This window comes from Streptomyces sp. NPDC034084 (genome assembly GCF_055575535.1).
In genome coordinates this window covers 1,183,756-1,205,440 of the sequence record NZ_JBVISK010000002.1, presented here as the reverse complement: position 1 = coordinate 1,205,440, position 21,685 = coordinate 1,183,756, and the positions used below count along the sequence as shown (strand labels likewise).

Annotated in this window: 18 protein-coding genes and 1 riboswitch; of the genes, 13 read left to right on the top strand and 5 right to left on the bottom strand. The window is 73.6% G+C overall.

The annotated features are described in order from the left end of the window. Positions 1 to 198 (bottom strand): acyl-CoA dehydrogenase family protein (locus tag ACZ51I_RS10950; protein ID WP_468873767.1); only part of this gene is annotated, 198 nt, incomplete at its 3' end. Between the two features lie 128 nt (positions 199 to 326). Continuing rightward, the gene (locus ACZ51I_RS10945; RefSeq protein WP_468873766.1) at positions 327 to 1,007 is read right to left on the bottom strand and encodes a ScbR family autoregulator-binding transcription factor; all 681 of its coding nucleotides are present in this window, start codon (positions 1,005 to 1,007) and stop codon (positions 327 to 329) included. Between the two features lie 128 nt (positions 1,008 to 1,135). Here ACZ51I_RS10945 and ACZ51I_RS10940 point away from each other — a divergent pair, with 128 nt between their 5' ends. After that, a complete protein-coding gene (locus tag ACZ51I_RS10940; protein ID WP_468873764.1) occupies positions 1,136 to 2,086 on the top strand; it encodes a ScbA/BarX family gamma-butyrolactone biosynthesis protein in 951 nt (316 codons plus the stop codon). 19 nt (positions 2,087 to 2,105) lie between these two features. After that, positions 2,106 to 3,059, top strand: a complete 954-nt coding sequence (locus tag ACZ51I_RS10935) for an NAD-dependent epimerase/dehydratase family protein (RefSeq protein WP_468873761.1) — start codon at positions 2,106 to 2,108, stop codon at positions 3,057 to 3,059. A gap of 47 nt (positions 3,060 to 3,106) precedes the next feature. On the opposite strand, the gene ACZ51I_RS10930 is transcribed toward ACZ51I_RS10935, so the two are convergent. Further along, positions 3,107 to 3,745, bottom strand: coding sequence for a ScbR family autoregulator-binding transcription factor (locus ACZ51I_RS10930; protein ID WP_468873759.1), 639 nt, complete (start codon positions 3,743 to 3,745; stop codon positions 3,107 to 3,109). A 424-nt stretch (positions 3,746 to 4,169) separates the two neighbouring features. On the opposite strand from ACZ51I_RS10930, the gene ACZ51I_RS10925 reads away from it, so the two are divergent. The 7 genes from ACZ51I_RS10925 (at position 4,170) to ACZ51I_RS10895 (ending at position 10,105) form a co-directional block, all read left to right on the top strand. Continuing rightward, positions 4,170 to 4,352 carry a cold shock domain-containing protein gene (locus ACZ51I_RS10925; protein WP_468873757.1) on the top strand — a complete coding sequence of 61 codons (183 nt, stop codon included), beginning with the start codon at positions 4,170 to 4,172 and terminating at the stop codon, positions 4,350 to 4,352. A 50-nt stretch (positions 4,353 to 4,402) separates the two neighbouring features. Next, a riboswitch (cobalamin riboswitch) is annotated at positions 4,403 to 4,580 on the top strand. 80 nt (positions 4,581 to 4,660) lie between these two features. After that, positions 4,661 to 5,731 carry an ABC transporter substrate-binding protein gene (locus ACZ51I_RS10920; protein WP_468873754.1) on the top strand — a complete coding sequence of 357 codons (1,071 nt, stop codon included), beginning with the start codon at positions 4,661 to 4,663 and terminating at the stop codon, positions 5,729 to 5,731. Next, positions 5,728 to 6,783 (top strand): FecCD family ABC transporter permease, encoded by a 1,056-nt coding sequence (locus ACZ51I_RS10915; RefSeq protein WP_468873751.1) that lies wholly within the window; start codon positions 5,728 to 5,730, stop codon positions 6,781 to 6,783. Before ACZ51I_RS10920 ends, ACZ51I_RS10915 begins: the two co-directional genes overlap by 4 nt. After that, a complete protein-coding gene (locus ACZ51I_RS10910; protein ID WP_468873749.1) occupies positions 6,780 to 7,619 on the top strand; it encodes an ABC transporter ATP-binding protein in 840 nt (279 codons plus the stop codon). The genes ACZ51I_RS10915 and ACZ51I_RS10910 overlap by 4 nt, the downstream gene beginning before the upstream one ends. Next, the gene (locus ACZ51I_RS10905) at positions 7,604 to 7,960 is read left to right on the top strand and encodes an ArsR/SmtB family transcription factor (RefSeq protein WP_468873747.1); all 357 of its coding nucleotides are present in this window, start codon (positions 7,604 to 7,606) and stop codon (positions 7,958 to 7,960) included. The genes ACZ51I_RS10910 and ACZ51I_RS10905 overlap by 16 nt, the downstream gene beginning before the upstream one ends. Before the next feature lie 101 nt (positions 7,961 to 8,061). After that, on the top strand, positions 8,062 to 9,462 hold the full coding sequence (locus tag ACZ51I_RS10900; RefSeq protein ID WP_468873744.1) for an MFS transporter: 1,401 nt from the start codon (positions 8,062 to 8,064) through the stop codon (positions 9,460 to 9,462). A gap of 256 nt (positions 9,463 to 9,718) precedes the next feature. Beyond that, positions 9,719 to 10,105: a VOC family protein gene (locus ACZ51I_RS10895; RefSeq protein ID WP_468873743.1), complete on the top strand. Its 387-nt coding sequence runs from the start codon at positions 9,719 to 9,721 to the stop codon at positions 10,103 to 10,105. Between the two features lie 33 nt (positions 10,106 to 10,138). On the opposite strand, the gene ACZ51I_RS10890 is transcribed toward ACZ51I_RS10895, so the two are convergent. Next, the gene (locus ACZ51I_RS10890) at positions 10,139 to 14,314 is read right to left on the bottom strand and encodes a molybdopterin-dependent oxidoreductase (RefSeq protein WP_468873741.1); all 4,176 of its coding nucleotides are present in this window, start codon (positions 14,312 to 14,314) and stop codon (positions 10,139 to 10,141) included. A 221-nt stretch (positions 14,315 to 14,535) separates the two neighbouring features. Continuing rightward, the gene (locus ACZ51I_RS10885; protein WP_468873739.1) at positions 14,536 to 16,281 is read right to left on the bottom strand and encodes a sigma-70 family RNA polymerase sigma factor; all 1,746 of its coding nucleotides are present in this window, start codon (positions 16,279 to 16,281) and stop codon (positions 14,536 to 14,538) included. Positions 16,282 to 16,548: 267 nt separating this feature from the next. Between ACZ51I_RS10885 and ACZ51I_RS10880 the strand changes: the two genes are divergently transcribed. The 4 genes from ACZ51I_RS10880 (at position 16,549) to ACZ51I_RS10865 (ending at position 21,666) form a co-directional block, all read left to right on the top strand. Next, the gene (locus ACZ51I_RS10880) at positions 16,549 to 17,289 is read left to right on the top strand and encodes a class I SAM-dependent methyltransferase (RefSeq protein ID WP_468873736.1); all 741 of its coding nucleotides are present in this window, start codon (positions 16,549 to 16,551) and stop codon (positions 17,287 to 17,289) included. A gap of 225 nt (positions 17,290 to 17,514) precedes the next feature. Next, positions 17,515 to 18,858, top strand: coding sequence for a diacylglycerol/lipid kinase family protein (locus ACZ51I_RS10875; RefSeq protein WP_468873734.1), 1,344 nt, complete (start codon positions 17,515 to 17,517; stop codon positions 18,856 to 18,858). A gap of 733 nt (positions 18,859 to 19,591) precedes the next feature. After that, on the top strand, positions 19,592 to 20,173 hold the full coding sequence (locus ACZ51I_RS10870; protein ID WP_468873731.1) for a carbonic anhydrase: 582 nt from the start codon (positions 19,592 to 19,594) through the stop codon (positions 20,171 to 20,173). Positions 20,174 to 20,184: 11 nt separating this feature from the next. Beyond that, complete coding sequence (locus tag ACZ51I_RS10865) at positions 20,185 to 21,666, top strand: SulP family inorganic anion transporter (protein WP_468873729.1); 1,482 nt, start codon at positions 20,185 to 20,187, stop codon at positions 21,664 to 21,666. The last annotated feature ends 19 nt before the right edge of the window (positions 21,667 to 21,685 follow it).

Below are 21,685 nucleotides of genomic sequence, written 5' to 3'. Positions count from 1 at the left end.
GCCGCCGTAGGTCTCGGGGACGTGCACGGCGTGCAGGTCGTTGGCGACCAGCGCGTCCAGGGCCTCCTGCGGGAACCGGCCCTCCTCGTCCACCGCCGCCGCGAACGGAACGATCTTCGCCTCCGCGAGGGCACGCACCGACTCCCGGAGCATGTCGTGCTCCTCGGAAGGCCGATACAGGTCGAAGTCCTTACCCATGATGTGGAGCTCCCCTAGACGCTTGTGGCACTGAGTACCCTCAGCAAAACACACTCAGTGCCACGACGCCAGAGCGCCCCGACGCTGATGTGCGTCGGGGCGCTCAGGGAACCGGATGGTCGGTTTTCTCAACCGGCGACTTCCGCGAAGTTTCCCTCGTCTCTGCGACGCCGGTTCGCGTCGTATTCGGCGCCGAGCTTCCGGCCGTACTCCTCGGTCAGCCCCAATCCCGTCAGCAGGGCCGGAGTGCAGATGCTCGGCATGAAGTGCTGGAGCAGTACCGAGACCCGGTGCATCAGGTCTTTGCGATCGCACAGAATCTGGGACATCGCCTGGACTCCCGAGAAGGAACCCGAGAAGAGCGAGGCCGTGTCCGTCACATTCACATGGACGAGCAGCTCGCCACGCGCCTTCGCGACCATCAGGATCTCCGAGACCTGGTCGATCCACGCCTGGAACGGGGCGACCCGGTCGACCCCCGTGGCGCCGCTGTCCAGGGCCAGGGCGACGCTCGCCCGCACGAGCGCGTCACGCTGGAGCCGGTGGGCGAGCAGGAAGGCCTGGTCCGCGAGCTCCTGGAGCTTGATCGCCTGCGGGGGCAGCGGCACGTCGAGCATCTGCGCGTCGAGCACGCCGAGGGCGAGGTCTTCCTTGGAGGCGAAGTGGAAGTAGAGAGCCCCCTTGGTCACCCCCGCGCGCACCAGGATCTCTCCGATGGTCGTGCGCTCGTAGCCCCGCTCGGCGAAGACGGCCGCGGCCGACTGCAGGATCGCCTGCCGGGTCTTGATTGCACGCGCTTGCTGCGCCAAGGCGCCTCCCGCTGTGTCGCTGTCTGTGCTCGTGGTGTGACGTGAAGGATTGAAAAGAAAACCGCGCTGTACGTATTCTAGGCCGGGCGGGCACGCCGCCCAGGGGCGCGGGGACGCGAGGGGGATCCATGGATCAGAACTTTCGAGGAGCGACGACCTGCGTCCCCGGGGAGTTCGTGCACCGGGCGGATCCCGCGGACATCATCCCCACGGGCTGGACCCAACTGACGGAGAATCGCTTCTGCGTCTCCGCTCGCTGGCCTGCCGCACATCCCTTCTTCTCTCCGGTGGCAGGGGACCGGCACGACCCCGTACTGGTGGCCGAGACGATACGCCAGGCCACCATGCTCGTCGCACACGCCGAATTCGGGGTACCCGTCGAGGATCAGTTCGTCATGTGGGGACTCCATTACACGGCCGACGCCGAGGCGCTCACCGTGAGCGACCTCTCCTCCGAGGTGAGCGTCGACGTCATCTGCTCCGACCTCGTCAGACGTCGCGGCAGCCTCCGGAACCTGCGCGTGACCATGGTGCTCACCCGCGACGGCCGTCACCTCGCCACCGGCGGCGCCCTGGCCCGCTGCACCTCGGCCCTGGCCTACCGCAGGATCCGGGGCGAGCGGATGGCCGTGCTCGGCCGGCCCGTTCCGCTGCTTCCGTGCGTCGCACCGCACCTGGTCGGCCGGCGCCGGCCCCAGGACGTCGTCCTGGCCCCCGGGACCCGCCCCGGTCAGTGGCGGCTCCGGGTCAACACCGCCCACCCCACCCTCTTCCGGCGCCCGAACGACCACGTGCCCGGGATGCTGCTCCTCGAAGCCGCCCGGCAGGCGGCGACGGCAACCCTCGGCAGCGGGGCGTACCTGCCGACGGACATGGACGTCTCGTTCTCCCGGTACGCCGAACTCGACAGCCCCTGCTGGATCGAGACCGAGATCCTTCCCCCCTCCCGCCCCGACGCGACCACCGTGCGCGTCACCGGCCTGCAGGACGGACAACCGGTCTTCCTCTGCACCCTCACCTCTCCGGCCCGGGACCTGGCGGTGGCCGGAGCCGGCCGTGACAGCCGCCTGGCGGGCTGAAACCGACCGGAACGGAACCATGGGGCCTCGCCTTCTGATCACCGGCGCGACCGGATTCATCGGCGGCCGGGTGGCGGCGAAGGCCGCGGCCGCGCCGGAGCCCGGCCTCGTACGGCTGCTCTCCCGCCGCCCGCTCACCCCACCGGCCGGTCCAGGGGCCCGTGCGGACATCGAGATCGCCCCGGGGGACCTCCGCGACCCCGCCTCGCTCCGCCGCGCCTGCGAGGGCGTCGACGTACTGATCCACTGCGCCTCGGCGATCGGCGCGGACGAGGAGACGGCCCGCGCGGTCAACGACGCCGGGACCCGCGCCCTGGTCGACGCGGCCGTACGCGCCGGGGTGAGCCGGATCGTCTCCCTCAGCACCGCCTCCGTCCACGGCCGCGGCCCCTTCCGGGCGGCGGCCCCCGGCACCCTGCCCCTCGCCCCGGGCTCGGCGACCAGCCGCACCCGCGCGGCGGGGGAGCGGCACGTCATGGACGCCGGCGGGACGGTACTGCGGCCCCACCTCGTGTACGGCACGGGCGACCGGCAGCTGATGCCCAGTCTCGTCCGGCTGCTCGCCGCGCTGCCCGGCCCGCTCGACGGGGGCTCCTCGCTGCATTCCCTGATCGACGTCGAGAGCCTGGCGGGCGCCCTGTTCGGCGCGGCGCTCTCGCCGGCGACCCGGCCGGGTCCGTACCACGTCGACCACCCCGAGCCCGTGCCGGTGGCGGAGCTGCTCGCGGCCGCCGAGCAGTTGGTCGGCGGTGCGGCGGACCGGCCCCGCGAGCCGGTGGTGGACATCGCCGGAGCCCGTGCGCTGCTGGCGGACCTTCCCTTCGCGCAACACCACCTCGACATGCTCGCGACCGACCACTGGTTCGCCGACGAGCGACCCTGGCGGGACCTGGGCTGTGACCCGGGGCCGGGCTTCAGGGCGGGCTTCGCCGGCCACCTGGCGTGGTACCGGGATCTCCTCGGCCGCTCCTGACGGCTTGCCCGCCCGGCCCGCCCGCCCGGCCGGATCCCCGCCCGCAGTCAGCCGAGGAGCGCGGTCACGGCCTGACTGCCCGCCGGGTCGAGCCCGGCGAGGGCCTCCGGGCCCGCCAGTGTCGGAAGCAGTGTGCCCCACAGGCCCGTGACGGTCCGGGGGGACAGCCATTCGCCGTTGTCCCTGCCGAGGGCCTCCAGGCCGATGGTGGCGGCCACGACCGTGCGGGCGAGGTCCTGCCGGCGCCCGGCACCGACGGCGAGCAGTCCCTCGTCGGCCGCCTCCGCGAGCCGCTGCTGCACACAGCTCTGCCACTCCTGGCGCAGAGTGAGATCCGTACGGGAGTCACCGGCGCAGCTGAGCCGGAATCCGGCGCGGACGACGACGTCCTCGCGGACCAGTCGGGCCAGCGCGTGCGAGGTGTCGACGAGGTTCTGCAGGGCGTTCGACACCTGTCCGTACACGAGGCGGGCGGCCCGGCGCAGGGTGCTGCGGGCCTCGTCCTCGACGGCGCCGGCGACGGCCGCCTTGTTCTCGAAGTGGAAGTGGAGCGCGCCGGGGCTCACGCCCGCTCCCGAGCTGATGGCGGACAGCGTGGCCAGGGCGTAACCGTGCCGGTCGAACTCCCCGGCCGCCGACCTGATCAGCGCGTCACGGGTGCGTGCAGCCCGCTCTTGTTTGGTCACCGATGGCTCCACGACTGTAAACCGACTGCTCGGTATTGTACGAGCGGAGGCCGCGCCTCGGTGCGCCGGCGTCGGGCCTCGACCGCGCGCTCCGGCAGGCCGAGGAGTCGGTGCGGCGCCCCGGCAGGTTCACGGCGGATCGCTTACCAGGGCGGCCGCGCCCGACCCGTGAGGAAAAGGGCGAGGCCCGCTGTCGGACACGGGGGATCTCCGACAGCAGGCCTCTGTTGAATATTCTACGAGATCGTCGGGAGTGGTTCGCCCCCCGCCGAGTACCTCCGCGGGACGCCGGTGGCGAAGGGTGCCCGGAAGGGGTACATCTCCCCTGAGACGCGGACACGGCCGCCGCCCGGCGCCGGGCACCCTCGACCGCGTCGCCGGTGACGACGAGGAGGTCGCGGTGGACGGCAGAAGCACAGGGTTCGTGCATTCCTTCAATCGTCTCGGCGGGTACGGCTTCGTCGTCCCCGTGGGCTCCGAGGAACAGGTGTACTTCAGCGCCGAGGACATCGAGGGCGAGGAGCGAACGGTCTCCGAGGGCCAGCAGATCTCCTTCGTCCTGGTCCTCGGCGAGGGCCGCTTCGAGGCGAAGGAACTGCGTCTCTGACACCGGCCGGGCCCCGGGGCGCGGCCGGCGCCCGGTGGTACTGTGCCGAGGCCAGTCGCACCTTTGTACGCACCTGAACGGGTACGTCCACGGGTCAGGGAATCCGGTGGGAGACCGGAACTGACGCGCAGCGGTGAGGGCGACGGGCGGAGCATCGGCCACTGGGCGGCACGACGGGCCCGGGAAGGCGCTCCGTCCGGCTGACCCCGAGTCCGAAGACCTGCTGGCGGCCCCGGCGGCACGCCGTCGTCCGGGGAGGACCGTACGACAGGCTCCGCGTATGAGCCGTGGCCGCAGAGGAAGTTCCCGTGCCGCTCGCACACCCCGTCCGCTCCGCCGTGCTCACCCTGGCCGGCGCCCTGCTCCTCACCACGACGGCGACCGGCTGCGGCGGTGGGCCCGCCGACGCGCCGGGGAAGGGCGCGGCCGCCCGGGCCGGGTCCCCGGAGTCCGGCTTCCCGGTGATCCTCGACGACGACTGCGGACGGCCGGTCCGGGTCGACCGCGCCCCGCGACGGGCCGTCGCCCTCGACCAGGGAGCGGCGGAGATCATGCTCTCCCTCGGCCTCGCCGACCGCATGGTGGGCACCGCCACCTGGACGGACCCGGTGCTCAAGGGCCTGGAGAAGGAGAACGCGAAGGTGCCCCGCCTCGCCGACCGCTACCCCTCCTTCGAGAAGGTCCTCGACGCCGAACCCGACTTCGCGGCCGCCTCCTTCGCGTACACCCTCGGCAAGGGCGGGGTGGCGCCCCGCGAGCGCTTCGAGCAGCTCGGCGTCCCCACCTACCTCTCGCCCACCGACTGCGTCGGCAAGGACAACGGCGGTGACGGCGACGGCGTCCGCACCCGGCCCCTCACCATGGACACGGTCTACGGCGAGATCCGAGACCTGGCCCGGGTGTTCGCGGTCCCCGAGCGGGGCGAGAAGCTCGTCGCCGGGCTCAAGGCCCGGGTGGCGAAGGCCACGGCGGCGGCCGACGTCACGGGCGCCACCGTCCTCTACTGGTTCTCGGACTCCAAGTCGCCGTACATGGCCGGCTGTTGCGGTGCGCCCGGGATCGTCAGCCACGCGCTCGGGGTGAAGAACGTCTTCGACGACACCCGTGAGGAGTGGCCCCAGATCAACTGGGAGACCGTCGCGGACCGCGACCCCGACGTCCTCGTGCTCGGCGATCTGACCCGCCGCTCGCAGTCGGCCGAGAGTGCCGCGAAGAAGATCGAGTTCCTGGAGTCCGACCCCGTCACCCGGAACATGACGGCGGTACGGCGCAAGCGGTACGTCCTGCTCAGCGGCCAGGCGATGAACCCCACCCTCCGTACCGTCGAGGGCGTCGAGAAGGTGGCGGCCGCGCTCCGCGCGTACGGTCTCGCGAAGTGACGGCAGGTGAGGGCGCGTCCCGCGAGGTGGTGGTACGCGCCGGTGTCACGGTGCTGCTGTGGGCGGCGGCCGGGCTCGCGCTCCTCTGTCTGTCGGTGGCCGTGGCCATCACCATCGGCCCGGCGGACCTCGGGGTCGGCGAGGTCGGGTCCGTGGTCGCCGCCCACCTCGGCGGCGGCGCCTCGGACCTCTCGCCGATCCGCGACGGGATCGTCTGGGACCTGCGACTGCCCCGTACCCTCCTCGCCGCCGTCTGCGGCGCCGGACTCGCCGTCTGCGGTGCGGTGATGCAGTCGCTCCTGCGCAACCCGCTCGCCGACCCCTTCGTCCTGGGCGTCTCCTCCGGCGCCTCGACCGGCGCCGTCGCGGTCGTCGTCCTCGGCGTCGGCGGAGGCGTCCTCTCCGTCACCGGCGGGGCGTTCCTGGGGGCGGTGGTCTCCTTCGCGCTGGTCCTGCTGCTCAGCCACACCCTCGGCGGCTCGACGGACCGGGTGGTGCTCGCGGGCGTCGCCGCGATGCAGCTCTTCTCCGCCCTCACCTCCTTCGTCGTGATGACCGCCGCCGACGCCGAGACGACCCGGGGCGTGCTCTTCTGGCTGCTCGGCTCGCTCTCCGGGGCGGGCTGGAGCGAGGTGTGGGTGTGCCTCGCCGTCCTCGCGGCGGCCCTGCTGATCTGCGGCGGGTACGGAAGGACCCTGGACGCCTTCGCGTTCGGGGAGGAGGCCGCCTCCGCGCTCGGCGTCGCCGTGGCGCGGACCCGGCTCGTCCTGCTCTGCGTCACCGCCCTCCTGACGGCCGCCCTGGTCTCGGCCGCCGGAGCGATCGGCTTCGTCGGGCTCGTCCTGCCGCACGCCGCCCGCGCCCTCGCGGGACCCGGCCACGTCCGCCTCCTGCCGGTCACCGCCCTGGCCGGGGCGGTGTTCCTCGTCTGGGCCGACACCCTCGCCCGCACGGTCCTCGACCCGCAGGAGGTGCCGGTGGGCGTGGTGACCTCGCTGATCGGCGTACCGGCCTTCGTCCTCGTCCTGTACCGCACCAGGAGCACCCGATGACCGCCACCGCCGGCAGGGTCGCGGACACGGGCGCCGACGCGGGCACGCGCGCCGGCCTCCGCGCCGAGCGGGTCTCGCGCACGGCCGGCGGCACCCTCGTCCTCGACGGCGTCAGCCTCACGCTCGCCCCCGGCACCGTCACCGGCCTGCTCGGGCCCAACGGGTCGGGCAAGTCCACCCTCCTCCGCCTCCTCGCCGGCGTCCTCACCCCCGACTCCGGGGTCGTCACCCTCGACGGCGACCCGCTCGGCGGGCTCGGCCGGCGCACGGTCGCCCGGCGCCTCGCCACGGTGGAGCAGCAGGCCGACACCCAGACCGACCTGACGGTCGCCGACGTCGTACGCCTCGGCCGCGTCCCGCACCGCAGGGCCTGGGCCCCGCCATCGGCTGCGGACGAGGCCGCCGTCCGCACGGCCCTCGCCCGGACAGGGCTCACCGACCGCGCCCGGCAGCCCTGGCGCACCCTCTCCGGCGGCGAACGCCAGCGCGTGCAGATCGCCCGCGCCCTCGCCCAGGAACCGCGCGAACTCCTCCTCGACGAACCCACCAACCACCTCGACATCCAGCACCAGCTCGACCTCCTCGCCCTCGTCGCCGGCCTCCGCCTCACCGCCGTCGTCGCCCTGCACGACCTCAACCTCGCGGCGATGTACTGCGACCGGCTCGTGGTCCTCGCACGGGGCCGGGTGGTGGCGGGCGGCACCCCGGACGAGGTCCTCACCGAGGAGCTCATCGCCGAGGTCTACGGGGTCCGCAGCGCCGTGACCCGGCCCGGCCCCGACGGGCGCCCGCACATCCGCTTCCTCGGTACGGTGGGCCCATGTCCGAGCCCCTAGACTCCGCAGCCGCCCGTCCGCACGGGCGGACCCCGGGGGCGCGTGAACTCGCGGCGGCGGCCGAGGTGTTCGGTCTGCTCTCCGACCCCACCAGGCTCCATCTGGTGTGGCTGCTCACCCGGGGAGAGGCCGATGTCACCGCCCTGACGGAGGCGTGCGGGGCCGCGCGCCCGGCGGTCAGCCAGCACCTCGCCAAGCTGCGCCTCGGCGGGCTCGTCCAGACCCGCAAGGACGGCCGCCGGGTCGTGTACGCGATGCCGGACGGCCATCTGAAGCGCCTGGTCGTCGAGGCCGTCAGCCGGGCCGACCACCAGGTGACCGGAGAGCCCTGGCACGACTGACGCGCAGGCGCCCCCTTCCGTGTGAACATGTGCGCACTCATGCACATGTCGGTTACGGTGAAGGCTCAGCCGTCCGCCGTGGCCGTCCCGGGGGCACCCTCATGCCGTCCGTCCTGCGCAACCGCACCTACCGGCGCCTCCTCGGCGCCCAGGTCGTCGCCCTCGCTGGCACCGGCCTGGCGACCATCGCCCTCAGCCTCCTCGCGTACGACCTCGCCGGGGCCGACGCCACCGCCGTGCTCGGCACCGTCCTCGCCCTCAAGATGGCCGCGTACGTCGGGATCGCCCCGCTCGCCGGAGCGCTCGCCGACCGCGTGCCCCGGCGCGTGCTGCTCGTCTCGATGGACCTGGCGCGGGCGACGGTCGCGCTCACCCTGCCGTTCGTCACGCGGGTGTGGCAGGTGTACGTCCTGATCCTCCTGCTCCAGGCCGCCTCCGCCGCCTTCACCCCGGCCTTCCAGGCCACGATCCCGCAGGTGCTGCCCGGCGAGCGTGACTACACCAGAGCCCTCTCGCTCTCCCGGCTCGCCTACGACCTGGAGAGCCTGGCCAGCCCCGTACTGGCCGCCGCGCTGCTCACCGTCGTCCCGTACTCCTGGCTCTTCGCCGGCACCGCCGCCGGGTTCCTCTGCTCCGCCCTCCTCGTCCGGACGACCGCCCTGCCGGCCCCGCACGGACCCGAAGCGGGAGCGGGCGGGACCGGTACCGGACGCCGCTACGCCACGGTGGCCTTCGGCGTCCGGCTGCTCCTCGCGACCCCGCGCCTGCGCGCCCTCCTCGCCCTCGACCTCGCCGTCGCGGCGGCCGGGGCCGTCGTCCTCGTCGACACCGTGCTCCTGGTCCGCGACACCCTCGGCCGCCCTGCCGGCGACGTCCCGCTCGCCCTGAGCGCGTACGGGGCCGGGTCCATGGCCGTGGCGCTGCTGCTGCCGCGCCTCCTGAGCCGCGCCGACGACCGCGCCGTCATGATGCGGGCCGCCTTCGTCCTGCCCGGGGCACTCGCGCTCCTCGCCCTCGCTCTCACGGTCGCGTCCGGCGCCTGGTCCTGGCCCGCGCTGCTCGCGCTCTGGCTGGTGGCCGGCGCGGCCGGCTCGGCGGTCCTCACCCCCGGCGGCCGGGTGGTGCGCCGCTCGGCCGCCGACGGCGACCTGCCGGCCGCCTTCGCGGCCCGGTTCTCCCTCTCGCACGCCTGCTGGCTGCTCACCTATCCGCTCGCCGGCGGCCTCGCCGCGTGGGCGGGACCCGCCGTCCCGGCGGCCGCGCTCGCCGCCCTCGCCCTCCTCGGGGCCGTGGGCGCGGCGCGCCTCTGGCCCCGCGAGGACCCGGCCGAGCTGGACCACGCCCACCCCGAACTCCCTTCCGGGCACCCGCATTTGGCAGGAGCGGGGCGTCGCCACGCGCACGCGTTCCACATCGACGCCCTGCACCGGCGGTGGCCACCGGCGGCGGGCCGACCCGGTGGCCGCGTCTCCGGCCGGTCCCGGACCATGTCCGGACCGTAGGCGCCGCCGGCCGCCGGGGCGCTCATGCCGATGCCGTACGGGAGGGGCCGGGCGATCACGCGGCTCGGCCCCGGGTCCGGCACCCGGGCGGCGGCGTTGCGCGAGGGGGAGACGGGCGTGTCGGGCCGCTGCCCGGGGCCGGGCGGGTGGTTACGTGGCCCGCGGGCAAGGGGCGGCCGGAGTTCCCTCGCTCCCGGACACCGAATCCCGCGAACAGGCGGCTCGGACCCGGACCCGGACCCAGGAGGAGAACGCGATGCGGATCCATGTGACGAGTGTCTTCGTCGACGACCAGGACAAGGCCCTCCGCTTCTACACGGAGAAGCTGGGCTTCGTGAAGAAGACGGAGGTCCCCCTCGGTGACTACCGCTGGCTGACCGTCGTCCCGCCCGAGGACCCCGACGGCACCGAACTGCTCCTGGAGCCCGACGCGCACCCCGCCGCCAAGGCGTACACGCGTGCCCTGCTCGCGGACGGCATCCCGGTCACCTCCTTCGCCGTGGACGACGTCCGCGCCGAGTACGAGCGGCTGACCGGCCTCGGGGTCCGCTTCACCCAGGAACCGACGGAGGCGGGCCCGGTCACCATCGCGGTCCTGGACGACACCTGCGGCAACCTGATCCAGATCGTCCAGCTGCCCTGAACCACACCGTCGGACTCCGGGGCCGCCCGGACGTCAGTAGACGTCCCGTACGTAGCGCTTGTCGGCGGCGAGCCTTCTGACGTACGCGGCGGCCTCGTCGGCGTCCATGCCGCCATGGGCGGCGATGACGTCCCTCAGGGCCCGGTCGACGTCCTTGGCCATGCGCTCCGCGTCGCCGCACACGTAGAAGTGGGCGCCGTCCCGGAGCCACTGCCACAGCCGGGCGCCGTTCTCCCGCATCCGGTCCTGGACGTACACCTTGTTCCGCTGGTCGCGCGAGAAGGCGAGGTCGAGACGGTCGAGGTGCCCGGAGTCCAGGTACGCCTCCAGCTCCCGGCGGTGGTAGAAGTCGGTGGCCTCGCGCTGCTCGCCGAAGAAGAGCCAGTTGGGGGCCGAATGGCCGCGGGCCAGCCGGTCCTGGAGGAAGCCGATGAACGGGGCCACGCCCGTGCCGGGGCCGACCATGACCATCGGCGTCGCGGGGTCGGCGGGCGGCCGGAATCCCGGCGAGCGCCGGACGAAGACCTGCACCGGCCCGTCGTCGGCGCAGTCGGCGAGATACGTCGAGCACACACCCCCGCGCTCCCGGCCGACGTCGTTCGCGTAACGGACCACGGAGACGGTGAGCCGCACCTCGCCGGGGTGTGCGAGGGGACTGGAGGAGATCGAGTACAGGCGGGGCCGCAGCCGCCCCAGGGCGGCGGCCCACTCCGCGGCGGAGGCCCGCACGGGGAACGCGGCGACGACGTCGGCGGCCTGTCGGCCCCAACTCCACTGCGCCAGCGCGTCCTTGTTGTCCGGACGCACCAGCCGCTTCAGCTCGGGGCTGCCGGTGCGCGCCGCCAGGAACCTGAGCAGCTCGGGGGTGATGCGGGAGATGTCCAGGCGGGTGCGCAGGGCCTCCTCGAAGGGGAGCGGTGTCCCGTCGCCGAGGTCCACCCCTCCGGCGGGGTCGAGTCCGGTGAGGGCCAGCCATTCGGCCACGAGCGGGGCACCGTTGACCGGCCACACGCCGAGGGCGTCCCCGGCTTCGTAGGCGAGCTCCCCGCCGCGGGTGTCGAAGGCGAACTCCCGAACCTCCTTCTGTGAACCGGGCAGGCTCAGCAGCCTGTTGCCGACCAGGAGGGTGGCGAAAGGCGATGTCCTGGTGGGGGTGGGCGGCGTTCCGACGGTGGCGGTGCGCCGGAGCGGGGAGCCCTGCCGCGCCCCGGCCGGGCCCAGGGCCGCGACGACCCGGCCGAGCCACTCCTCGGCCGCCTCCTCGAAGTCGGGTTCGCAGTCGGTACGCGGGACCAGACGGGTCCCGCCGAGCGCGGCGAGCCGCTCGTCGACGCGGCGGCCGTGGCCGCAGAAGTCGTCGTAGGCGGTGTCGCCGAAGGCGAGGACCGCGTACCGCACGCCCTCCAGGGGAGCGGCGTCCGGCGCGGACAGCTCCTCCCAGAATCCGGCGCCGTTGTCGGGAGCGTCCCCGTCGCCGAAGGTGCTGGTGACGACGAGCAGGTCGGTGCCGGGGCCGAGCCGGGCGGGGGCCATGTCCGTCATGGGGAGCAGCTCGGGGAGCCGGCCGGCCGCGGTCAGGCGCGCGGCGGCGGTGACGGCGAACTCCTCGGCGGTCCCGGTCTGCGAGGCCCACAGGACCAGCAGCCGGCGACCGGGCGCGTCCGGGCCCGCGACCGGTGCCGGCTCCGCCAGCGGTTCCGGAGGGGACACGCGTACGGATCCGGGAGCGGTCGTACGGGAGAACATGCCGGCCAGCACGCCGTTGACCCACGCGGCCGGCTCCGGGCCGAACGGCGCGTCGTACGGCAGCACGGGGACGCGCCCGTCGGCCGGGGCGAGGCTGAGCCCCGACAGATAGCCGGCGAGATAGCGGCGCTCCGGAGCGGCGAGCGGTACGGGAGCGAGGTCGTCGATCCCGAACAGCGCGGCGAGCGCGGCAACGGGCTCTCCGGCGGCCACGGGCGCGGGTTCGGCTTCCCCGCCCGCGGTGGCGGGGGCTTCCGCCGGCCCGGGCGCCGCCGTCCGGGTGAGGGTGACGGCGCAGGCCTTGAACCCGGGCTGGAAGGAGACGGGGTCGACGGCGTCATGGGTGACGGCGTTGATGCTGAGGTACTCGCCGAACAGGTCGTTCCAGTGGAAGGGCGCGAAGCAGTTCCCCGGCAGGACCCGGTCGGTGACCACCGCGGGCAGGACGGCTCGCCCGCGGCGGGAGGCGATCTCCACGTGGTCGCCCTCCGCGATTCCGAGGGTTCCGGCGTCCTCGGGGTGGATCTCGACGAACGGAGCCGGATTCAGCCGGGCGAGCTTCGGGACCTTTCCGGTCCTCGTCATGGTGTGCCACTGGTGCGGGAGCCGGCCCGTGTTGAGTACGAACGGGTAGTCGTCGTCGGGGAGTTCGGCGGCCGGAAGGTGTGGTCGGGCGAAGAAGCGGGCGCGTCCGCTCGCGGTCGGGAAGGCCAGCCGGGGGCGGCTTCCGTCCGCGCGCTCCAGGAGGGTCTGGCTGACGCCGTCGTTGAGGTAGCGGACCGGATTGCGGTCGGGGCCGCCGGCGGCTGGGGCCGGCCACTGGACGGGTGTGGCGCGCAGCCGTTCGTACGTGACGCCCCGCAGGTCCCAGCCGGTCGCGGGGTTCCACGCCTGCTTCAGCTCCTCGAAGACCTCCTCGGCGGAGGCGTACGCGAAGGCGTCGGCGAACCCCATGGCGCGGGCGACCCGGGCGATCAGCTCCCAGTCGGGCAGCGCCTGCCCCGGCGGGTCGACGACGCCCTGGACGAGGGTGAGGTTCCGCTCGGAGTTGACCAGGACGCCGTCGGACTCCGCCCACAGCGTCGCCGGGAGGACGACGTCGGCGTACGCGTTCGTCTCCGTCTCGGCGAACACGTCCTGGGTGACGACCAGTTCGGCGGCCTCCAGGCCGGCGATGACGGTCTTCCGGTTGGCGACGGAGGCGACGGGGTTGGTGCAGACGATCCAGCAGGCCTTGATGTCGCCCGCGGCCATCCGCTCGAACAGCTCGATCGTGCCGCTTCCCGCCTCGGTGCGCAGCGAGCCCTCCGGGATGCCCCACAGCCGCTCGGTGAAGGCGCGTTCCTCGTCGACGAGCACCGAGCGCTGCCCGGGCAGACCGGGCCCCATGTAGCCCATCTCGCGGCCGCCCATGGCGTTGGGCTGGCCGGTCAGCGAGAAGGGGCCCGCCCCGGGGCGGCAGATCGCGCCGGTGGCGAGGTGCAGGTTCACCAGGGCGTTGGTGTTCCAGGTGCCGTGGGTGGACTGGTTCAGGCCCATGGTCCAGCAGCTCGTCCACGCGCCGGCCTCGCCGATCCACCGGGCGGCCCGCCGGAGGTCGTCCTCGGCGAGGCCGGTGATCTCCGCGACCCGCGCGGGCTGGTAGTCGGCGAGGAGGCCGGGCAGCTGCTCCCAGCCCTCGGTGAACTCGGCGATGAACTCCTCGTCGGTGTGGCCGTTCTCGACGAGCAGGTGCAGCAGTCCGTTGAGGAGGGCCAGGTCGGTGCCGGGCCTGATCGGCAGGTGGAGGTCCGCCTTGTCGGCGGTGGCGGTGCGCCGCGGGTCGACGACGATCAGCTTGGCGCCGGCCTTGACCCGGTCCATCATGCGCAGGAACAGGATCGGGTGGCAGTCCGCCATGTTGGCGCCGATCACGAGGAACAGGTCCGCGTGATCGAAGTCCTCGTACGAGCCGGGCGGACCGTCCGCGCCCAGCGACAGCTTGTAGCCGGACCCGGCGGAGGCCATGCAGAGCCGGGAGTTCGACTCGATCCGGCTGGTACGGACGAAGCCCTTGGCCAGCTTGTTCGCCAGGTACTGCGCCTCGAGGGACATCTGCCCCGACACGTAGAAGGCCAGTGCGTCCGGCCCGTGCTCGTCCACGACCGCCTTCAGCCGGGCGGCGACCGTCGCGATCGCCTCGTCCACGTCCGTCCCGACCGGCCGCGCGCCCCGCTCGGCACGTACCAGCGCCCGCGTCGCCCGCCCCGGCGCAGCCAGCATGTCCGCGCTCGTCGCCCCCTTCGTGCACAGCCGGCCCGCGTTGGCGGGGTGCGCCTTGTCCCCGGAGGCCTTGACCGCGCGGCGGAGCCCGGAGGCGGGATCCCGCCGCACGTCCAGGACGATCCCGCAGCCGACCCCGCAGTAGGAGCAGACGGTGCGGACGCTGCCGTCGCTCACGTCGGGGTTCGAGCCAGATCCCACCGAAATCCCACCTCACGGTGTGCGTGCCGTCCAGAGCCGGGGCCGTGCCGCCGTAGCGGAACAGCCCCACGACCAGCACCGTAGGAAGAGCGAATTTCGGTCCGTCACACCCCAGGGGCACCCGGCGTTACACCCCCCGCACGCACCGGCCCGCCGCCCTGTGAGGTCGAGCTCTCACCGGGCGGCCTGTCCTCCGCCGTCCTGTGGCCCCCGGGGCCGGGTCAGCGGCTGCCGAAGGCCTGCGTCCAGTAGGGGCCGCCGGAGGTGTGGAGGCCGATGCCGATCTCGGTGAAGCCGCAGTTCAGGATGTTCGCCCGGTGGCCGGGACTGTTCATCCAGGAGTCCATCACCTGCGCGGCGGTGGTCTGGCCCTTCGCGATGTTCTCGCCGTACGAGGACCACGCGTATCCGGCGGCCGTGATGCGCTCGCCGGGGCCGTCGCCGTCGGGGTTGGTGTGGTCGAAGAAGTTCCGCGCGGCCATGTCGTCGGAGTGCCCCTGGGCGGCCTTGGTCAGCAGCGGGTGCTCGGTCAGCGGTCCGCAGCCCGCCTTGGCGCGTTCCGAGTTGACCAGGCTGATCACCTGCTGCTCGGTGGAGCCGGAACCGGAGTCGGAGTTCGACGCTTCACTGGAACCGGAACCGGAACCCGGTCGCGTACGGGTGGGGGCGGGCGTGGTGGCGGGGGCGGGCGCCGTCGGGCGCGTCGTACGCGCCGGCCGGGGCGGTGCCGGCGGCACGGTGCGGGAGGCGGCCGGGGTGGGGCGCGAGGGCTTGGGTGCCGTGTGGGGGGTCTTCGACGTCGAGGGGGAGGGGGTGCCGGAGGAGGAGGGGGCCGCCGTCTGAGGCGTGGTCGTTCCCGGGGAAGCGGGCAGCCCGGCGTCGGCGGGCGCGGCGAGGGTCATCTCCCTGACCTCCGTACCCTCCTCGGGGTCGGTGGTCAGGGTGAAGGCGCCCCCGGTGACCGCCACGACGGCTATGCCCGCCGCGATGACGGCACGTCGGCGGCCGCGTCGCTGCCGCCGCCGACGGCGGACGGCACGGGTGCTCCGGGCCCCGCGACCGGCGGCGTGCCCGCCGGGGCCTCCGGCGCCGTGGCGCGGCGAGGCGGGCGGGGCGGCCTCGGTGACGTGGGCGGTCGCGGCGAGCTGCGTGGTGGCGCCGGTGGCGTCGAGGCCGGCCCGCTCGCGGACGCTCGCCAGGAGCATCGCGGCCGGGGGAACCAGGAGCAGCCCGGCGAGCAGCCCCTCCGCCGGTACGAGCCCGCTCCAGAGCCCGGCGCAGTGGGCGCACGCGCGCGCGTGGCGGGCGATGCGCTTGCGCCACAGGGCGGCCGGCCGGCCGTCCCAGGTGTCGGTCTCGTACCGCAGCGTCGGGCAGGGCGGGTTCTGCGACAGGGCCCGTACGACGACTCGCGCGGCCTCCAGCCGTTCCTTCACCCGCTGGACCCGCACCGCGGTGTGCTGCGGGGAGAGCTGGAGGGCGGCGGCCACCTCGTGGCGGCTCAGCTCGCCGGCGCACTCCAGCCACCACAGGGACAGCAGCTCCCGGTCGTCGGGCTCCATCCAGCGGGTCGCCTCGGCGGTCTCACGCCGCTGACCGGAAAGGTTCAGCCGGACCACGGCGAGCTCCACGAAGTCGGCCCCCGGCTGCGCGATCTCGCGGGCGTCGTCCAGGCCGCCCGAGGGGAAGACGGCCTGCTGCTGCCGGTGCCAGTGGCCGCGGACGCCGTTCATGGTGATCGCGACCAGCCAGGAGCGGAAGCTGTCAGGGGAGCGCAGGTCGCCGAGTCCGGCGAGCGCCCGCAGCATCGTCTCCTGCACGACGTCGTCGACGTCGTGGTGACCGTTCATGGCCCGGCCCACGATGTTGTAGACGAGGGGCAGATGGAGTGCGATGAGCCGGTCCTGTGCTTGGGGATCCCCGCCCTGTGCAGCCCTGACCAGTTCCGTACCGTGCTGTGCGCCCATGCTCCGAATCACCCTGCCTGTTCCCGCTGTCGTCGACGGCCAACATGTGGGAGATCACGGGGAGGCGGTCCGATAACAGGAATCGGAGGAGGATTTTCCGGAATCTTCGGCGGCCCCCGGAGCCCTGCCCCTTCCCGTACGGGAGGCCAGGGCGATGCCGGAGTCTTCGTGGGTTCTGCCCGTACGGGCGGGCGCCGGAGTCCGGCAAGACTGCCAGGGCATGAGCGATCACCAGCGACATGACCGGCCACTGGGGAGGACAGCGCGATGAGCGTGCAGCTGTACGACGAGATCGGCGAGGCGTTCGAGGGGTTCAAGTCCCTGCCGTTGACGCGGTACGGGGAGGTGCCCAGCTTCCTGGGCATGGTCGTTGACGTACGGGGCAAGTCGGTTCTCGACCTCGCCTCCGGCACCGGCTTCTACAGCAGGGAGTTCAAGAGGCGCGGCGCCTCCGAGGTGCTCGGCATCGACATCTCCGGTGAGATGGTCGCCGCGGCGCGGGCGTTCGAGGAGAGCGAGCCGCTGGGCGTGCGCTACGAGGTGGGCGACGTGGCCGAGATGCGCGCCCTTGAGCAGCGCTACGACCTCGCGCTCGGGGTCCAGCTGCTCAACTACGCGCCGGACATCGCCGCCATGGAGCGCATGTGCCGCAACGTGCACCGGAGCCTGAAGTCCGGCGCCGAGTTCTTCGTGCTCGCGCAGAAGCCCGATTACCGCTTCGACGGACCGTCGCTCGAGAAGTACGGCTTCCTCTGCGAGGCGACCGGGGAGGAGATCGAGACCGGACCGCGTGTCCGGATCACGGCGCTGCTCGACCCGCCGATCTCCTTCGTCGGGACCTGTCCGCGCCGCGAGGTCTACGAGGGGTCGCTGCGGGCGGCCGGCTTCCGCGAGCTGACCTGGCTCCCGCTGGAGGTGTCCGAGGCCGGAGTCCGTGAGTACGGCGCGGACTTCTGGGCGGACTGCCTCGCCAACCCGCCCTTCGAGCTCCTGCGCTGCCGCGCCTGACGACCGGGCTGACGACCCCGCGGTCCGACATTCCCGGATTCGCCCGAACGGGGGTCGGACCTCGGGTGTCCGGCCCCTACGGGATGCTGTCGGGCCCGGGAGTGGGCAGGCTGGTGCCCACGACCGGGCACGGTCCCACGGCCCGGGAGTCGGCACGGTCCCACGGCCCCGGACCGGGTACGGACCCTCGGCCTCGTGGTCGGACACAGCAGGGGAGAGGACGGCATGGGAGGGTCGGACCCCAAGAGGAGCCGGTCCGCGCGGCTTCTGGCGCGGCTGGCCCTGCTCGCGGCGCTCGGGTCGCTGGTCGTGCTCCTGCTCGCACTGGGGGACGGTGGCCTCGTGGTGGTCGGGGGAGGGCTCCTCGGCCTCGTCCTCTGCGCCGCCGGCATCTGGTGGTTCGTGGCGCACCGGGGCGCGGTGCGCCTCCTCGGGGCGCTCGTCGCGCTCGCCGCACCCGCCGGCGTCATCGTCCTCTTCACCCACGAGGGCCTGTGGCTGACGGCCCTGATCCTGTGCCTGTGCTGGGGCGTCACGCTCGCCTGCGCGCGGGCGGCGCTGCGCAGGTCGCGTCCTCGGCGGTCGACGCGGGCCACGGCCGCCGCCCGGCCGCAGCGGCCGGTCCTGATCATGAACCCGAAGTCCGGCGACGGGAAGGTCGAGCGGTTCCGGCTCGTCGAGCGGGCGGAGGAGCTCGGAGCGCGCGTGATCCTGCTCGACCCGTCCGCCCCGGCCGACGTCGCCGAGCTGGCGCGCGGGGCCGTGGCCGACGGTGCCGACCTGCTGGGCGTCGCGGGCGGCGACGGGACCCAGGCCCTGGTCGCGGCCGTCGCCGCCGAGCACGACCTGCCGTTCCTCGTGGTCTCCGCCGGAACCCGCAACCACTTCGCCATGGACCTGGGCCTCGACCGCTCCGACCCCTCCCGCTGCCTGGACGCGCTGAGGGACGGCGAGGAACTCAGGGTCGACCTCGGCGACGTCGCGGGGCGGCCCTTCGTCAACACCGTCTCCTTCGGCGTCTACGCCGACGTCGTCCAGCGCCCCGAGTACCGTGAAGACAAGGCGGGCACTGCGCTCGCCCTCATGCCGGACCTGCTGCTCGGCGAAGGCGTGCGGCGGCTCGACGCGCGGATCGACGGCACGGCGCTCTCGTCCCAGCAGGCCCTGCTCGTCAGCAACAACCCGTACGTCTCGCCCGAAGACCTCAGCGGCGGCGCCCGCCGGCCCCGCCTGGACGACGGCGTCCTGGGGGTGCTCGGGATCCGGGTGGAGGACGCGGCGCAGGCCGCCGACCTGGCCGTACGGGGCGCGCAGTCCCCGGGCCTCACCGTGCTGACCGCCCACCGCGTCGAGGTGACCGCCGATACGGAGGAGATCCCCGTGGCGGTCGACGGCGAGGCGCTGCGGATGCCCACCCCCGTCGTGTGCACGCTCAGGCCCGGCGCCCTGCGGGTCCAGGTCCCTCGCGACCGCCCCGGCGTTCCCGCATCCGTGCCGCCCGTGAAGTGGCGGCGGATCCTCGACCTCGCGTTCGACCGCACGGGCCGACCCGCCGAAGCTTCTCCGTAGGGGGGTGGGGTGCCGGGCTCGCGACGCCTGGCACGCCGCCCCGCACGGGTGGTCCCGGGGGCACGCCCATACCCGGTCGGCGGCCGGTGTTCAAGAGGGGGTCCGCGTCAAGAATTCTCGGGTTTTCGGGCTCACTTCCACCCGTAACGTTCGGTTAACCCTGCAAGCGGCTTTACCGAGTTATCGTCTCCTTGACCGGTCATTGACCAACTGTTGGTGATCTCTAGACCTGATGGATCATCCTGGAGGGGAGGCACATGCACCGAGCAATGACGGTTCGGAGGGGACTCTCGACCCTCGCCGTCGTCCTCGCCGCCCTCCAGCTCCTCACCACCGCCTCCTTCGCAGCGGCACACACGCCCCGGCACGCCGCGTCCGAGGCGCCGTTCGGAACGAAGCCCTCCGGGGCGGCCTCGTACGACGAGGTCGCCACCTGTCGCGACACCGAGCCGCCCGGGGACCCGATCGGTCCCCCGCGCACCCGCGACCGCCACCGCTCCACCGACAAGCCGGCCGCGTCCGCACGCCCGTCGCCGCCGCAACCCGCCTCGGCCACCCCCCGGCCGGCGACGCACGGTGCCGCGGCTCCCTCCTCGGCGAGAGCGCCGAGCCCCACTCCGCGGCCGCACTCCAGGTGTTCCGCTGCTGAGCGGCAGAGCAACCCTCCACCACCCCACACCTGCCCTGCACACCCGACGCGTCCCCACGACGCGCCAGGAGGAGCCACCACGCCATGCAACCCCTCATCGACAACGCCCGCACGTTCGGACAGCGCCCTGAGGAGTTCGCCCGGCTGGCCGAAGGCCAGTCCCCCGAGGTCCTGTTCATCACCTGCGCCGACTCCCGGGTCGTTCCCGCCCTGATCACCGGCGCCCGGCCCGGCCAGCTCTTCGAGCTGCGTACGGCGGGCAACATCGTCCCGCCGTACGGCTCCGGCACCCCGACCGGCGAGGCCGCCACCATCGAGTACGCCGTGGACGTCCTCGGCGTGAGGCACATCGTGGTCTGCGGCCACTCGCACTGCGGCGCCGTGGGTGCCGTGGTGCGCGGCGACGACCTGGACACCGTCCCCGCGGTGCGCGACTGGCTCGCGCACGCCGCGGAGGAGCCCCGGTGCGCCGACCCGGCCGACCCGACGGTCGCCGAAGCCGTTCAGCACCACGTCCTGACGCAGCTGCTGCGGCTGCGGTCCTACCCCTGCGTCGACAAGGGCCTCGCGGCCGGGCGGCTCAGCCTGCACGGCTGGTACTACGAGGTCCACACCGGAGCCGTACGCGAGCACCGGGCGGACACCGACGCCTTCGAAGCGCTGTGAGCGGGGCCGACATGACCAACTTCCCTTATCTGCGGCAGGACTTCGCCGCCTCGCTCGTCGTGTTCCTCGTCGCTCTCCCGCTGTGTGTCGGCGTCGCCGTCGCCTCGGGCGTCCCGGCCGAGCTGGGACTCGTCACCGGCATCGTGGGCGGCATCGTCACCGGTCTCCTGCGGGGCAGCAGCCTCCAGGTGTCCGGGCCGGCGGCCGGACTGACCGTGCTGGTCTTCGAGGCCGTCACCGAGTTCGGGCTCGCCGCGCTCGGTGTGATCGTCCTCGCCGCCGGAGTGCTCCAACTGGCCATGGGCGCCCTGAGGCTGGGGCGCTGGTTCCGGGCGATCTCCGTCGCCGTCGTCGAGGGCATGCTGGCCGGCATCGGTCTGGTGATCATCGCCGGCCAGCTGTACGCGGCGGCCGGCCTGAAGGCGCCCGCCTCCGGCGTCGACAAGATCCTGGAGCTGCCCGGGGCCGTCTTCGGCGCCTTCGGCAGCAGCGCGGCGCCGGCCTCGCTCGCGGTCGGCGCGGGCACCATAGCCGTGATGGCGGGGTGGAAGCACCTGCCGAGGAAGGCGCGGACCGTGCCGGGCGCTCTCGCCGCGGTGATCCTGGCGACGGCGGTCACCCTGGCGTTCGGCCTGCCGGTGGCCACCGTCGAGGTGAACGGCCTGCTCGGCTCCGTCCAGCTCCCCGGCGCCGACGCCTTCGGTGAGCTGGCGGATCCGGCCGTCCTCGGCACGGTCCTCGCCTTCACCCTGATCGCCTCCGCCGAGAGCCTGTTCAGCGCCGCCGCGGTGGACCGGCTGCACGACGGTCCGCGCACCCAGTACGACAAGGAGCTCATGGCGCAGGGCGCGGGCAACGCGGTCTGCGGTGTGCTGGGGGCCCTGCCGATGACCGCGGTCATCGTCCGCAGTTCCGCCAACGTGGCGGCGGGCGCGAAGACCAAGGCGTCCCGTGTCCTGCACGGCGTGTGGCTGCTGCTGTTCGCGGCACTGCTGCCGGGGGCGCTGGCGCTGATCCCGCTGCCCGCGCTCGCCGGCATCCTGATCCACGCCGGCTGGAAGCTGATCCCGTTCCGCGGGGTCGCGGCGCTGTGGCGGGGGCACCGGGGCGAAGCGCTGATCCTGGTGGCGACGGCCGTAGCGATCGTCACCGTGAACATGTTCGAAGGCGTGCTGATCGGACTGGCCCTGTCCGTGGCCAAGACCGCCTGGGAGACGTCGCACGTCAAGCTGGAGGTCATCGACAAGGGGGCGGGCCCGCTCCAGGCGCATCTGTCGGGCAACGCGACCTTCCTGCGGCTGCCGAAGATACTCGACAGCCTGGAGGCGCTGCCCCAGGACCGGCCGATCGTGGTCGACGTCTCCGGCCTGCACCACCTCGACCACGCCTGTCGTACGGCCCTGGAGACGTGGGCCGAACGACACAGCGCGGCCGGTACGGAACCCGTGCGGGTCACCGAGCCCGTGCAGGTCACGTCCGCCGGACCGGTCTGACCGGACAACGGCGCGCGCC